Source organism: Ohtaekwangia kribbensis (assembly GCF_042676245.1).
Classification (GTDB): Bacteria; Bacteroidota; Bacteroidia; order Cytophagales; family Cyclobacteriaceae; genus Ohtaekwangia; species Ohtaekwangia kribbensis.
Window position 1 is genome coordinate 1,191,956 of record NZ_JBHTKA010000007.1, and the last position, 15,309, is coordinate 1,207,264.

The window sequence follows — 15,309 nt, forward strand, 5'->3', positions numbered from 1 at the left end:
TTACAACATATATAGGTGTATAAATTAATAAATGTAGAATTAAGATTAAGAAAGAAATGAGGAAGAAAATTGGTTTACCAGGGATGTTTTTTTTAGGGTGTCTTATTCTGAAAGTAAATGCGCAGGTTAGTGATCCTGTCAGTTATGTAAGTACACTGGTAGGAACAAATTCAAAGTTTGAGTTATCAACCGGAAATACATATCCTGCAGTGGCGCTGCCTTGGGCAATGAATTTCTGGTCGCCACAAACCGCCAAGATGGGCGATGGCTGGATGTATACCTATACAGCAGACAAGATCAGGGGATTTAAGCAAACACATCAGCCAAGCCCGTGGATGAATGACTATGGGCAATTCTCGATCATGCCCGTTACAGGCAAGGCTGTGTTCAACGAAGATGAAAGAGCTAGTTGGTTTTCTCATAAAGCGGAAGTTGCAAAGCCGTATTACTACCGTGTACATTTAGCCGATCACGATGTAACCACGGAAATAGCTCCGACTGAAAGAGCTGCCATGTTCCGCTTTACTTTTCCGCAAACTAAAAATGCGTTCATTGTTACCGATGCATTTGATAAAGGTTCATTCATAAAAATTATACCGGAAGAAAAGAAGATAGTAGGCTATACCACGCGCAACAGCGGAGGCGTGCCGGATAATTTCAAAAATTACTTTGTTATTATTTTCGACAAGCCGTTCGCGTATGTAGCGGCTGTTAAAGATGGCAAGATTACAGAAGGAGAGAAGGAGTTTAAAGGAAATCATGCTGGTGCCGTTATTGGTTTCTCAACTTCTGATAACGAGCAGGTCCATGCCCGTGTCGCTTCGTCTTTTATCAGTGAAGAACAAGCGCTTCGTAACCTGAAAGAATTAGGTGATGCTGACTTCGATAAAGTTGTGAGTAAAGGAAAACAACGCTGGAATGATGTGTTGGGAAAGATCAAGGTAGAAGACGATAACCTCGATAACCTCCGTACATTCTACTCTTCATTCTATCGCTCTGTTTTATTCCCGAGAAATTTTTCAGAAGTGGATGCTAATGGAAAAGTAGTTCACTACAGCCCGTACAATGGGAAAGTATTACCGGGCTATATGTATACCGATACCGGCTTCTGGGATACATTTCGCAGTCTGTTTCCATTCCTCAATTTTTTATACCCTTCTGAAAATGCAAAGATGCAGGAAGGTCTCGCGAACGCCTATAAAGAAAGCGGCTTTCTTCCCGAATGGGCAAGCCCCGGTCATCGCGACATCATGGTGGGTAATAACTCTGCGTCTGTCGTTGCTGATGCTTATCTGAAAGGTGTGCGTGGTTATGACATTGAGACACTATGGGAAGCTTTGAAGCACGGCGCAAACAGCGTGCATCCTAAAGTTTCTGCATCCGGAAGAAAAGGATATGAGCACTATAACCAGTATGGCTATATACCAAATGATATAGACGTTGATCAGAATGTAGCGCGTACACTGGAATATGCGTATGACGATTGGACAATCTATCGTTTAGGGAAGGCACTCAACAAGCCACAGCATGAAATTGATATATATGCGAAACGTGCCTTGAATTATAAGAACCTGTATTATTCGCAACGCAAGTTGATGGCAGGCCGTGCACGTAACGGCTCTTTCGCTGAGACATTTAACCCTGCTGACTGGGGGCGCGATTTTACCGAAGGAAACAGCTGGCATTACTCATGGTCTGTGTTTCATGATCCACAGGGATTGATCGACCTGATGGGCGGACAAAAGCAATTTGTATCGATGCTCGATTCTGTTTTTGTTATTCCCGGTTCAAGAGGAATGGAAAGCCGCTCGATGATTCACGAGATGCGCGAAATGCAGGTGATGGACATGGGGCAATACGCACACGGTAATCAGCCGATCCAGCACATGGTATATTTATACAACTATGCAGGCGAACCTTGGAAAGCACAGTATTGGGCGCGTGAGATCATCGACAAGCTATATGCAGCAACACCGGATGGCTATTGTGGTGATGAAGACAACGGGCAGACTTCTGCATGGTATGTTTTCTCGTCATTGGGTTTTTATCCGCTATGTCCGGGCAGCAACGAGTATATTGTGGGATCGCCTCTGTTCAAGTCTGTGAAAATTAAATTGGATAACGGGAAAGAGATCGTGATCACGGCTACTAATAATTCAAAAGAAAATCGCTATATATCGGATATGAAGCTGAATGGTAAAGTGTACACGAAGAATTACCTGACGCACGAAGACCTGATGAAGGGCGCAACGATCAATGTTAACATGAGCGCTTCTCCGAATAAAAAGAGAGGCGTGGAGAAAAGTGACTTTCCGTACTCATTCTCAAATGAAAAATAAACCGAAAAGGAAATCTATCGTATGTTCAAAATATCCTTAAATCAAATACTGGCAATTTTTGTTGCCATCGCCCTGGCTTCCTGTGGTAAGCAGGACGTGCAAAAAAAGGAAGAAGCTGGTTTGGCGTTTCGTGCTCCAGCCTATCCGTTGATAACCATTGACCCCTATACCAGTGCATGGTCAACATCCGATCAATTGTTTGATAGTCCGGTAAAACATTGGACCGGTAAAAATCATTCGTTGATTGGTGCTGTACGGGTTGACGGGAAAGTATATCGCTTTCTCGGAAAAGAGGAGATTCCATTGAAACCTGTTTTACCCGATGCAAAACATGAACCATGGCAGGGAAAGTATGTAACGAAGGAACCTGCAAAGGGCTGGGAGCAACCTGACTTCAAGGATGCTGTATGGCAAAGTGGTAAAGCCGGTTTTGGGACACCTAATACTTTTGAGACTAACACTCCGTGGCAAACAAAAGAGATATGGGTGCGCAGAGAATTTATTTTGCCTGCTATAGGAAATGGCGAATTATATCTAATCTATTCGCACGATGATGATTTCGAGTTATACCTGAATGGTAAGGAGATCGTTAACACCGGTAATCATGCCAAGAACGGTGTTACCATGAAACTTGATAAGAGCTTGTTGAATGCCAACGGTAAAAACGTAATTGCTGCACACTGTCTTGATCGAGGTGGTCTGGCGTACGTTGACTTTGGTATTTTCAAAGAGAGCGATCAGCAGCCAATCTTTGCTGACGCTGCGGTTCAGAAAAGTGTGAAGATCACGGCTACACAAACTAAATATGATTTCACGTGTGGTCCGGTAGATTTGCATGTTGAGTTCGCTTCACCTTTGCTGATCGATGATCTGGATTTGCTTTCACGTCCCGTAAACTATATCAGCTACGAAGCTGTTTCCAACGATGGTCAGTCGCATGATGTACAGGTATATTTCGATGCTACACCGGAATGGGCTGTTAACGAATTGAATCAGGAGGTTGAAATAACTACCGGTAAAACAGGCGATATAGACTTTGTGAAAACGGGAACAACCGAGCAACCTGTTTTGAAAAAGAAAGGTGACAATGTTCGCATCGACTGGGGATATTTTTACATCGCTTCCAAAGAATCTAAAAATAACGGACTGGCTATGGGCGATTTCTCAGCCGTGAAAAAGTCGTTCACCGAGAGTGGTAAAGTAAATCCTTCCAGCGAGAAGATTACTGCAGTTCTGTCGAACACCATGCCGGTGCTTGCTTACACAGACAACCTGAATAAAGTATCAACAACACCGGCAACGGGGTATGTTATGCTGGCCTACGATGATATTGAGTCACTGCAGTATTTTGAAAAGAATCTGAAAGCATGGTGGACGAAAGATGGACAGGTAAGTTTTGATAAGGCTTTGTCGGGTGCAGCAGCAGACTATGAGACAGTTATAGCACGTTGTGATGAGTTTGACAACAAAATATATAGTGATGCACTGGCAGCCGGAGGTGAAAAGTATGCGCGCCTGTGCGTGCTCGCCTATCGTCAATCTATAGCGGCACACAAGCTGGCGAAGGATATGGAGGGTAACACGCTTTTTTTATCGAAGGAGAATTTTAGTAATGGTTCGATCGGTACGGTGGATATAACGTATCCGTCTGCTCCGCTCTATCTCAAATACAATCCTGAACTTCTGAAGGGAATGATGAACCCGATATTTTACTATACCGAAAGTGGCAAGTGGACAAAGCCGTTTGCAGCGCACGATGTCGGTACCTATCCGCAGGCCAATGGACAAACGTATGGTGGTGACATGCCTGTAGAAGAGAGCGGTAACATGCTGATACTGGCAACGGCCATTGCTACAATAGAAGGAAAAGCTGACTATGCCGAAAAACATTGGGAAGCGTTGACTACATGGGCGAACTATCTGCTGGAGCATGGTCTTGATCCGGAAAATCAACTTTGCACAGATGACTTTGCCGGACACTTTGCGCACAACGTAAATCTTTCAGCAAAGGCGATCGTAGGTATAGCAGGCTATGGTAAACTTGCCGATATGCTTGGCAAAAAAGATATAGCAGCGAAATATACCAGTGAAGCCAAAAAGATGGCGCAGGAGTGGGTAAAGATGGCGGACGATGGCGATCACTTTCGCCTTACGTTCGATCAACCCGGAACGTGGAGCCAGAAGTATAACCTGGTTTGGGACAAGTTGCTAAAGCTTGGTATTTTCCCCGACAGCGTATTGCAAAAAGAAATTGCTTACTACCAGACCAAGCAGAACAAATATGGTTTGCCATTGGACAACCGGAGAACCTATACTAAAGCAGACTGGATCGTTTGGACAGCAACACTGGCCAATGATACAGCAACGTTCCAGAAGCTTATCGACCCGCTATATGGTTTTGTTACAGAAACACCAGATCGCGTTCCGATGAGCGATTGGTACGAAACACCGGATGCCAAGCAGGTGGGATTCCAGGCGCGCTCCGTAGTGGGCGGGTATTTTATCAAGATGTTGGAGAAGTAGCGGTAATCGTTATCCGGTAACCGCTAATGGTTATTCGTGAAGTGTGCTATATATGCGGAGACACCGGACTTTTAACGATTAACGGATAATCAGACAAAGCTCTTGAAAGGATGGGGATAATCAGTCCCCATTACTTTTTTATACTCGATGATAAATGTCTGGTAGCGCAGTCTCGCTTCATCATTCATCTTTAATCGTTGCATCGCTTTAACCTGGAACGTTAACGCGGCATCATTCAGCGGATCGATGTTGGTTATGGCTTCTGCAAAGGCAATCGTTGTTGGATAAAGCTCTGCTGTAAAACTCTTTTCCATCTCCAGCAGCAATACCGGTTCGAGTTTCTTTTCTACTTCTTCTTTGAATGAATCGTATAACTCGTGATCGGAGAGTTGCAGAAACTTGCCACGTGATAGTATATCCACGAGTTCATCCCTGTACTTATCAACTTCATTGGAAGAGATGATCTGTATACATCGTGTATAGTCACAATAAAACGCTTCGGATTGTTCTATCTTGAAATTCCCTTTGTCGTAGATCAATTCGATACCATCCAGCTCGCTGAGTACTTTGCGCAAATGGTTGATCGTAACACCTCTTGAGTTCTTTACTTTGTCAGCAGGCTTGTCAGGCCACAGTATATTGCTGAGTCGTGCGGATGCTATACCATTTTCGGTTATGCTGTATTGTAAAATGAGACAGAATATCTGCTTCAGTTGTGCGCTGAACAAATAGGTAACATCCCGGTTGTTACGATCGCGAACGGTAAAATCTCCAAACAGGTAAATCGAGTTGGGGCGCGATGTTATAGCTGTCGCTTCTGACGGAACTTCACCAGGTAGTGTAACAATGTCTTCCGTGTCACCTTCAACCGTGCTGTATTTAGATTTTTGTTTTCGGTATAACAAATATATACCTCCCGCAGCTACTATAGCGACAAGGAAAATGATCACCAGCGCATAATTGCCTTTTTCCCTCGAATAGCTTGCGAGCTCCTGTGCCGTAAGGGGAGGGAACGACAACGAATATACTTTCAGGTCTGATGAAATATCATCGTCAAATTCCTGAACAACAGCATACAGGTTGTTGAGCATACTGTCGTAATACAGGTTGGCGTTCGTGGTAATCTTGTCAGAAAATATAGGGATAGAGTCTCCCAGTATTTCATAACTGCCGTCTTTCAGCGAAAACCTGTAGAGCTTCAGAAGCGATTCCGTAAAGTGCTCCGGGTAACATAATGTGTAGAAGCTTGAATCATCCAGTATCACCATTCCTCTTACCGGAACTACATTGTCGCGCTCCCAGGGAATTTCCCAAAGCTTTGAGACATGCTTCGTGGTCAAATCTATCTTGTAGAGATCATAATAATACTTTCTTCCCACCGTCTGCTCTCCGGACTCATTGCCCATTCCACCAAAGACATATATACAGTTTGTCTTTTTTAAATATCCTACGGACGAAAAATAACGAGGGGAGAGAAAGTCTCCCGTATAGCCACGAAGTGTGTCCCATTGCTTCCTGTGTAAATCATACGCAAAGAAATCCTTGCTATAGCGCATTCGTCCAAAACCCCCGAAGATCGTGTACTGTTGAGCCGGTGTGTTGAAGTAGGAACCATGATGGTGGAGCGGGCTTGTGAGTTGCTCCGAATTCTCGGCTGTCCATTCATAAGTATTCAGATCAAGACTCGCTACCGTTGGTCCCGCGTAGTTTTCGTTGGGATGAGAATAGTAAGTCTCATACGAATATAGTTTGTTATGTTGTGTGTCGATGAAGTTTGTGCCCAGCATAAGTTTCACCGGACATGCTTCCCGGAAAACTTTAACATCCGTGTCGCCCGATCGCACATTGTATACATGCAGTGAATCGCGGTTGAAATAGTATATCTCTTTTTTCTCCGGGTTATAATTAGCACCTGCTACTGACTTCGATTTGAATGAAGTCTTATACCGCCAGTGGTAGGCATCATTCACCAGCCACTCCGGATTGGCAACTTCACCCATGGCATTGCCGCTTATATCGTAAACAACATTGCCTTTGCTTTCATTTAACGGAAAGCTATATTTCTCCTGGTTGCCCACGGAGAGATCTTTTATAGCGAATGACGGAACGTCAATGATGTGATCGCTTTTACCGAAGAGAATGATCGGGTAGTAGAGCTCTGGAAATTCTTCATTACCGGTTCCAAACGTTTTGTTATGAACGGTTAGTTTAATCGAATCGCTTTTCAGATCGAATACGATTTTCATTTTAAACCAGTGCAGGTCGAGCAGCTCATCACGATTCATCGTGGCCACGATCAGGTTATTCTTGCCCTCTTCATTAAATTTAAAAACGAGATCACTGCCCTGACCATCGTAGAACAGATTATAGATTCGGTTACTTTCCTTGTTTTTAATGCGGATGATATACCCGAACTCTGTTGTGGGAAAGAGCGACAGGTTGAACTCAATATCAAAGTGATCTGAAAACTCGGGAGTCTTCTCCCCAAAAACATTGTATGATGTGCGTTGATTGATGGATTGCTCGCTTCCATGAAACTTTAGTCCACCCGGAGGCGCTGCTTGCAGGGACACAAAGCCAAAAAACAGGAATGCAAAGCAAAATGATTTAATCAGGGAAAGCATATCTTCAAAATTCCGGCACAAACTCCACAGGCCTGCTTGCGTTCTACTCAAGGTTATTCACCGTTTTTTGGTGACAAAATAAAAAAAACGCTGACGAGTTCGCTGATTTTCAGCGCGTCTTTTTTTTGCGGCCCACCACGAATGCTCCACTTGTTCGAAATAACGCTTCTGCGCGCCACTTCGGGCATGCACGTGGTGAAGGCATATTATTTTATGATGGTAAAATAAGATGCCGTTGTAACATGAGCAGTCAAATTTTCAATAAGACAGTCGCAGTTGACGGAGTGGATGTTTTTTATCGTGAAGCTGGTGATCGCAACAATCCAGCAATGTTGTTGTTGCACGGCTTTCCAACATCATCGGTTATGTTTAAAAACCTGATGGTTATACTCGCTGATAAGTTTTACCTCGTGGCTCCGGATTATCCCGGCTTTGGATTCAGCGCGTTTCCTGACAAAAACAATTTCAGGTATACATTTGAAAATATAGCAGCATACATGAACCGGTTTACAGAGGTGATTGACTTGAAATCTTTCAGCATTTATCTCCATGACTATGGTTGTCCTATAGGCCTGCGGATATGTGTGAATCATCCGGAGAAGATCGAAAGAATTATAGTTCAGAATGGTAATGCCTATATGGAAGGCATCGGCAAGGAATGGGATGAGACACGCGATTACTGGGAACATCCTACAGAAGAAAAGAAGAAACGCGTATCAGCTTTTCTAAGTGAAGAAGGCGTGCGCATGCAGTATACGGCCGGACTCTCTGAAGAACAACTCGCTCGTGTCAGTCCCGAATCCTGGATGCTTGACTGGGAACGCATGAGCAGACCCGGTAATATCGATATGCAGTTTGAACTCAATTGCGATTATAAAAGTAATCTGGAAATGTACCCCGCATTTCAAAAGTATTTGCGCACATACCACCCATCCACGCTTGTTATCTGGGGCAAGAAGGATGTGTTCTTTCGTGTGAACGAAGCTTCTTGCTATAAAAGAGATGTGCCAGATGCTCAAGTCTATATTCTGGATGCAGGCCACATGCTGTTAGAGACAAATTTTGATGAGGTGTCGGAGCTTATCCGGAATTTCATGTCGTGAGTCAGCCCTGCTTGCCAATGAGGTATATATATACTTTTTCGTGAGCCGTCACGAAACTTTCCCGATCAAAATACTTCATCAGCATTTTCAGCCAATTAAAAAATAAGTTTTATGAAGTGTTGAAAATACACTATACTTGAATCAGTAATCGTTTCACCAGACGCGAGTGCTACAACCCATTTCCAATCTTTAATTTCCGAAGTGTTTTTGCGTACGGATATGAAGTGCCCGTGGATGGAGCATCGTGTGCGCAGTAATTGACAATTGAAACAAAAAGTAATACTACAATCGAAGAATGAAAAAGATAACGCTCATGATGATGGCTTTGACCATCGCTTCTTTTACATGGGGTCAACAAACAAATTCAGCTGCTGCCAATAGCAAAAAAAAGAATGCAGCGGAAGGAGACCGAACTGTAGTGAAAGAAAAATTTACAGGCTATCTTTTTGCTTACTTTGAAGGCTCGGGCGATAAAGACAAGCAGGAGCAACTTCGTTTTGCAGTGAGTGAAAACGCGTTGAACTGGTTTGCTCTGAATACCAATCAACCCATCTTGTCGTCAAGTGATATATCCGGAACGGGTGGCATTCGCGATCCGCACATCTTGCGCAGGGAAGATGGCAAAGGTTTCTACCTCACTGCGACTGATATGTTCGCCCACAAAAACGGATGGTCGCATAATCCCGGTATAGTATTGCTGCGTTCGGATGATCTGATCAATTGGACACACAGCATTATTGATTTAGCCAAAGCGTATCCCCAAAAATTCAGCAATGTAAAATGGGTATGGGCACCACAGACTATATATGATCCGAAAGCAAAGAAGTACCTGGTATATTTCACGGTCCGCTTTGAGGGCGATAACAAGCTTGATTTTTATGCAGCGTATGCCAATAAAGATTTTACCGGATTTGAAAGTGAGCCACGCCTGATGTTTAGTCCCAGATTTGGCGCTATAGATGGCGATATCATTTACAAAAACGGAATCTATCATTTCTTCTTCAAGGGGAATACAAAGGATGAGTCCGGGAAAGAAATAAAAAATGGTATTCAGCAGGCAACCAGCAAATCGTTGTGGGGACCATGGGTAGAAGACTATAAATACCTGGATGCTTATTCGGCAAAGGGAACGGTTGTGGAAGGATCAAGCGTGTTCAGGCTCAATAATTCTGAAGAGTATATTTTAATGTACGATCTATATACCAACCTGCGTTATGAATTTCAACGCAGCAGCGACCTGGTAAACTTCACACAAACTCCCGAGTCTTTTAAGAAAAATTTCAATCCCCGTCATGGCAGTGTGATTGGAATCACGAGGGAAGAAGCACGCTTGTTGCAGGCGAAGTGGGGCGGTGTACCCGGTGCGCTGGTACGTCCGCTTGAGTCTTCTGATCAATATCGTTTTACATCTTCTGCCAACCCGATCATCACGCATGAGTATACAGCAGATCCCGGAGCATTGGTGAAGGGAGATACGTTGTGGCTTTTCGCAGGGCATGATTCTACCGGTGCACAAAAGGGATATAAAATGAAAGACTGGCTGGTTTTCTCCACCACCGATCTGAAGACGTGGACACAATACCCGGCATCACTGAAAATTACCGACTTCGCATGGGCCAAGAGTGGTGATGCCTATGCGGGACATGTTGTTGAACGAAACGGAAAGTATTACTGGTATATCAGCACGAATTGGACAGGTATAGGTGTTGCCGTTGCTGATCGTCCGCAAGGTCCCTATAGAGATGCATTGGGTAAGCCGTTGTTAACGAACAAAGATTGCTTCGCGTCCACACATTCATGGGCCTGTATAGATCCGGCTGTGTTTGTTGATGACGATGGTCAGGCGTGGTTGTTTTGGGGTAACGGGCAATGTTACTATGCGAAGCTAAAGGATAACATGATTGAGATTGATGGTGAAATAAAGAAGATTGACTTTAAGGACTTTCAGTTTACCGAGGCACCGTGGGTTCATAAACACAACGGCAAATACTTCTTGTCGTATGCAACGGGTTTCCCCGAACGAATAGCATACGCGATGGCCGATCGTATAGAAGGTCCGTATGTATACCAGGGAATTCTCAACGAGATTGCCGGGAATAGCAACACCAATCACCAGGCAATTGTTGAGTTTAAAGGAAATCCATACTTCATTTATCACAATGGAGCGCTGCAGCATGACGGAGGCAGCTATAGCAGATCAATCTGCATTGACCGTTTGTATTACAAAGCTGACGGAACATTGGAGCGCGTAAAGATGACCTCTGAAGGTGTGAGCCCCGCGTCTGGCAAATAGGACAGGGGCTTGGTAAGTATATATATTCCGTAAGAAACTGATGGGATGATCATTTCTCCAAGCCTATATATTGCCAGGTATATACTTCAATCGTACTGACGCTGTTGGCTATAGTGTCTTTTTCTTTCGCAGGTAATTTTGAAGCAGTGAACCGATGTAGGAGAGTATGATTCCGTTCAGTATGGAAGCCATCACCACAATTCCGGGTGCAAGTTCATCCGATGGAGGTGTATTATCCAGGATGATTATTTTGAATAAAAAAAGAAAGCCTGCTACACCTGCGATAAAACCGATCGCCATACCTGTCTTGTTTTTCATAATCTGAATTTTTGGGTTTGTCCTATTTTACTTTCCGACCCTATTCTATTTATAAAACTAATGTAATTAAAAGTACTTTGTTTTTAAAAGTTAAATTAATAAACCTCAGAGGTTGGCAACGCCGAAAGTCTTTTCGAAGCGACACTGAACTCATCACCGTGGCTGTGCGATTCCATTCTGAGCGATGAGACAACGATCATCAGGAGGCGTATCTCCAGACCGACAACTCATAAGGTACAGAGCGATGACATCCGAAAGTAAGGGCTAATAAAGAAAAGTGTTACGAAGACATTATTTTGTATTGAAACCGTTTGAAGTGTTCTTTAAAACGTTTGAAAAAGTCTAAGTCACCCCCAACAAACCCCGAATTGACCCCCCGGAAAAAGGCCGTTTCAGCGATAATTTTGAAATATCAGGGGCGGAAAGACTTGCAAAGTCCACACAGCAGTTTTCTCGATATAAGGAGCTGTTTGTTCAAGCCGACCCGTCTTGATTTACATGTTTTACCCAAACCAAAATTGAATGAGACGTAAATGTTTACTAGAAACCAGTTCGCTGGCGCCCGCCAGATGTGTTGCACCGCGGCAAAGAATGCTTTGATAACAGAGTGCACACAAAATGCTTCCTGCTTGAATCAGGAAGTGTTGTGAATCGATTGCCAACAGCGCCAAATGTTTTGAGACACGTGCTGCTATAGCAATCCGAAGCTCTGCTTTCCGCTCATACTTAACAGTATTCTTTTACTCAGACCTGACGACTGAGGCTTTGCCTGAGTATGTCTGTTAATCTATTACCTAACCTTAAAGATGATCCACTATGGGAAAACAACTTTTACTATTTATTAGAAGCGAACTGTTGATGGCCATCGTCATTACGTTTGCCCTAACTCCGGTGGCAGGAGCAACGGTCAACTACGGAGTTCAACAGGAGTTTATTGTTAGCGGTAAAGTAACATCGAAGGATGACAACACGCCATTACCGGGCGTGAACATTGTTATCAAAGGCACTACTTCGGGTACAACTACCGATGCGAATGGTAACTATTCATTGAGTATAGCCAATGAAAATGCCGTGCTGGTTTTTACATTCATCGGCTACGAGCAACAGGAAGTGCCCGTTGTAAATCTGCAGGTAATCAACGTAGCGCTTCAACCGGATATACAGCAACTGTCGGAAGTCGTTGTAGTCGGCTATGGTACCATGCAGAAAAAAGATCTTACCGGTGCCATTATACAGATTCAACCTTCGCGACTTGAGAATGAAAATCCGAAGACCGTGCAAGACATCCTCCGCGGTACCCCGGGTTTAAATGTAGGCTATGATCCATCGGCAAAAGGTGGAGGATCATTACAGGTACGTGGTCAACGTTCGGTATATACTGACGGTGGTCACAACGATCCGCTGATTGTACTCAACGGTATGATCTTCTATGGTGAACTCTCTGAAATCAACCCGGATGATATAGAGCAGATCGACCTGTTGAAAGATGCTTCTGCTGCTGCGGTATATGGAGCGCAGGCCGCGAACGGTGTTATCATCATCACCACCAAAAAAGGAAAAGAAGGTAAACCGGTTATTGTCTTCAACTCAAATATAGGCACGACAAGCCGCAGTGCGTATCGTGAAGTATTTGGTCCGGATCAATACATGCAGTATCGCCAGGATTGGTATAAAACTTCTACCTATGGTGTAAATGCCACAACCGGAAATTACGAAGCATACCAGACCGCAGCGTATGTAAATCGTCCGGGATATTTTGATAGTCCGGAGAATCTCGGTGCCCTGGGCGTTTCATTGACTGATTGGAGAGCCTATACTACCAACGAAGCGAATGAATCGGATGCCAGTATATATGCGAAGCGTTTAGGACTCGGCTTTAACTCCCTGTCCAATTACCTCGCAGGTAGGTCGTTTGACTGGTACGATCATACCTTCCGTACCGGCTTTAACCAGGACTACAACCTGAGTGTATCGGGAGCCAGCGATCGTATCAATTACTATATGTCGATGGGCTACGTGAAGAACGAAGGTGCCATTGTAGGAGACAACTACCGGGCTATACGCTCGAACCTGAGTGTAGAAGGTAAAGTAAACAAGTGGATCACGATTGGGGCCAACGTAAACTTTCAGGATCGAACCGATGGCGGCCTCCAACCAGGTTTAGGGTTGAACTACTGGGATGCCAACCAGGTACGCAACAGCCCCTATGCAACGTATGCCGACAGCACGGGACAATTAGTAGCACACCCGATGGGAGATGCAGCACCACACCGCGGCTATAATTTTGATTTCGACAGGCAGTATATGGACCTTGAGAAAGGATATACTGTATTGAATTCAATTCTCTCCGCAAAAGTTACCCTTCCGTTTAACATCACCTATAGATTCAATGCAGCACCTCGCTACCAGTATTTTTATGATCGTTACTTCGAATCAACCGAACATCCGGACTGGCTCGCGATCGATCATGGTGTAAACCGCGAACAGGCAAAACGTTTTGATTGGTCGCTTAACAATACCATTACCTGGGACCAGACTATAGCAGAGAAGCACCACGTGAATGTTACGCTTGTGCAGGAAGCAGAAGAACGCAGGTACTGGCAAGACCGAATTGAAGCACGCAACATTCAACCATCAGACGCGCTCGGTTTGCATAACACACAAAACGGAGGTAAAGCGGAAAGTAATTTTTCGTCAACCGATACGCACCAGACAGCGAACGCACTCATGGCCCGCTTGTTCTACTCGTACGATGATCGCTATATGGTAACGACATCTGTTCGCAGAGATGGTTACTCGGCATTCGGTAGTTCGAATCCGTATGCTACATTTCCCTCTGTAGCGGTGGGTTGGTCATTCGTTAATGAGAAATTTTTCCAATGGGCACCGATGAGCACCGGTAAGTTGCGTGTGTCATGGGGTAAGAATGGTAACCGTTCACTCGCAGATCCATACTTGTCGCTCGCAAACCTCGGTGCCGGCACTGGTGCAACACAAGGGTATATCAATGCATCGGGTAGCACGGTACAAGTTCGTTATCTCACCATTGATCGTCTCGCGAATCCATACCTGCAGTGGGAGAAGACCAAGAGCTGGAACGTTGGTCTCGACTATGGTTTCTTCGCAGACCGAATCTCGGGTAGCATCGAGTATTACGTGAGCAATACCAATGACATGATCATGACGCAGCGCCTGCCCGGCTTCTCTGGTTTCTCATCGATCGCTACCAACCTGGGTGAAGTTCAAAACAGAGGTATAGAACTTATGATCAACTCGGTGAATGTTAAAAATCAGAATTTCGAATGGCGCACGACACTCGGCTTGTCATACTACAAGAACGAGATCAAGCATCTATACTATCAATATGAAAGTATAATTGATGCAGAAGGAAATGTAGTAGGCGTAAAGGAGATGGATGACCGAACCAACAACTGGTTTATAGGGCAACCGATCAGTGCTATATGGAATTATAATGTAACCGGAGTGTGGCAAAAAGAGGAGGCTGCAGAAGCTGCTAAATATGGACAGCGCCCGGGAGATCCGAAAGTAGCAAACAATTATACCGCAGATGATAAGGTGAACGCTGATGGCACCACCACCCCGGTATATAACGACAGCGATAAAGAGTTTCTCGGTCAGACAGCCCCTCCGTTGCACTGGTCGCTTCGAAACGATTTCACACTGTTCAGAAATCTCACGGTATCGATCAATATATACGCTTACTCCGGACATAAAAGTATAGATGGTAATTACCTGAATCAGGACAATGGCGGCTCGCTGGTAACGTACGGAATGAACATGTACGCGAAGCCTTATTGGACATTGGACAATCCGACCAATGAATACGCCCGACTGGATTCACGTGGACCTGCCGGTATAACTTCACCCGGAAGACTTTACAACCGCTCCTTTGTTCGTCTTGAAAACATCACGCTGGGATATACGATACCAACGCAGTTGTCTTCACGATGGGACATTGAGAAAGTAAAGGTATATGGTACCGTTCGCAACGTGGCTGTCTGGAATAAAAACTGGGAGTATGGCGACCCTGAAACCGGAGGCCTGGCAACACGACTGTTTACAATTGGATTAAATGTAACTTTTTAAAG

Annotated in this window: 7 protein-coding genes; 5 read left to right on the forward strand and 2 right to left on the reverse strand. The window is 44.5% G+C overall.

Annotation, left to right across the window (positions count from 1 at the left end; genetic code table 11):
• Positions 1–83 precede the first annotated feature (83 nt).
• Positions 84–2,339 (forward strand): GH92 family glycosyl hydrolase, encoded by a 2,256-nt coding sequence (locus ACFQ21_RS19980; RefSeq protein WP_377582051.1) that lies wholly within the window; start codon positions 84–86, stop codon positions 2,337–2,339.
• 21 nt (positions 2,340–2,360) lie between these two features.
• Entirely contained in the window at positions 2,361–4,862 is a 2,502-nt protein-coding gene (locus tag ACFQ21_RS19985; protein ID WP_377581690.1) for a glutaminase domain-containing protein, read from the forward strand.
• Positions 4,863–4,951: 89 nt separating this feature from the next.
• Here ACFQ21_RS19985 and ACFQ21_RS19990 read toward each other — a convergent pair whose 3' ends face one another.
• Positions 4,952–7,537, reverse strand: a complete 2,586-nt coding sequence (locus tag ACFQ21_RS19990; RefSeq protein ID WP_377581692.1) for a Kelch repeat-containing protein — start codon at positions 7,535–7,537, stop codon at positions 4,952–4,954.
• Positions 7,538–7,728: 191 nt separating this feature from the next.
• Between ACFQ21_RS19990 and ACFQ21_RS19995 the strand changes: the two genes are divergently transcribed.
• Both ACFQ21_RS19995 and ACFQ21_RS20000 read left to right on the forward strand, forming a co-directional pair.
• Positions 7,729–8,589, forward strand: coding sequence for an alpha/beta fold hydrolase (locus ACFQ21_RS19995; RefSeq protein WP_377581694.1), 861 nt, complete (start codon positions 7,729–7,731; stop codon positions 8,587–8,589).
• A gap of 295 nt (positions 8,590–8,884) precedes the next feature.
• On the forward strand, positions 8,885–10,882 hold the full coding sequence (locus tag ACFQ21_RS20000) for a family 43 glycosylhydrolase (RefSeq protein ID WP_377581696.1): 1,998 nt from the start codon (positions 8,885–8,887) through the stop codon (positions 10,880–10,882).
• 108 nt (positions 10,883–10,990) lie between these two features.
• Here the strand turns inward: ACFQ21_RS20000 and ACFQ21_RS20005 are convergent, their stop codons facing one another.
• Complete coding sequence (locus tag ACFQ21_RS20005; RefSeq protein WP_377581698.1) at positions 10,991–11,200, reverse strand: hypothetical protein; 210 nt, start codon at positions 11,198–11,200, stop codon at positions 10,991–10,993.
• A gap of 816 nt (positions 11,201–12,016) precedes the next feature.
• On the opposite strand from ACFQ21_RS20005, the gene ACFQ21_RS20010 reads away from it, so the two are divergent.
• Positions 12,017–15,307, forward strand: a complete 3,291-nt coding sequence (locus ACFQ21_RS20010; RefSeq protein ID WP_377581701.1) for a SusC/RagA family TonB-linked outer membrane protein — start codon at positions 12,017–12,019, stop codon at positions 15,305–15,307.
• Positions 15,308–15,309 lie beyond the last annotated feature (2 nt).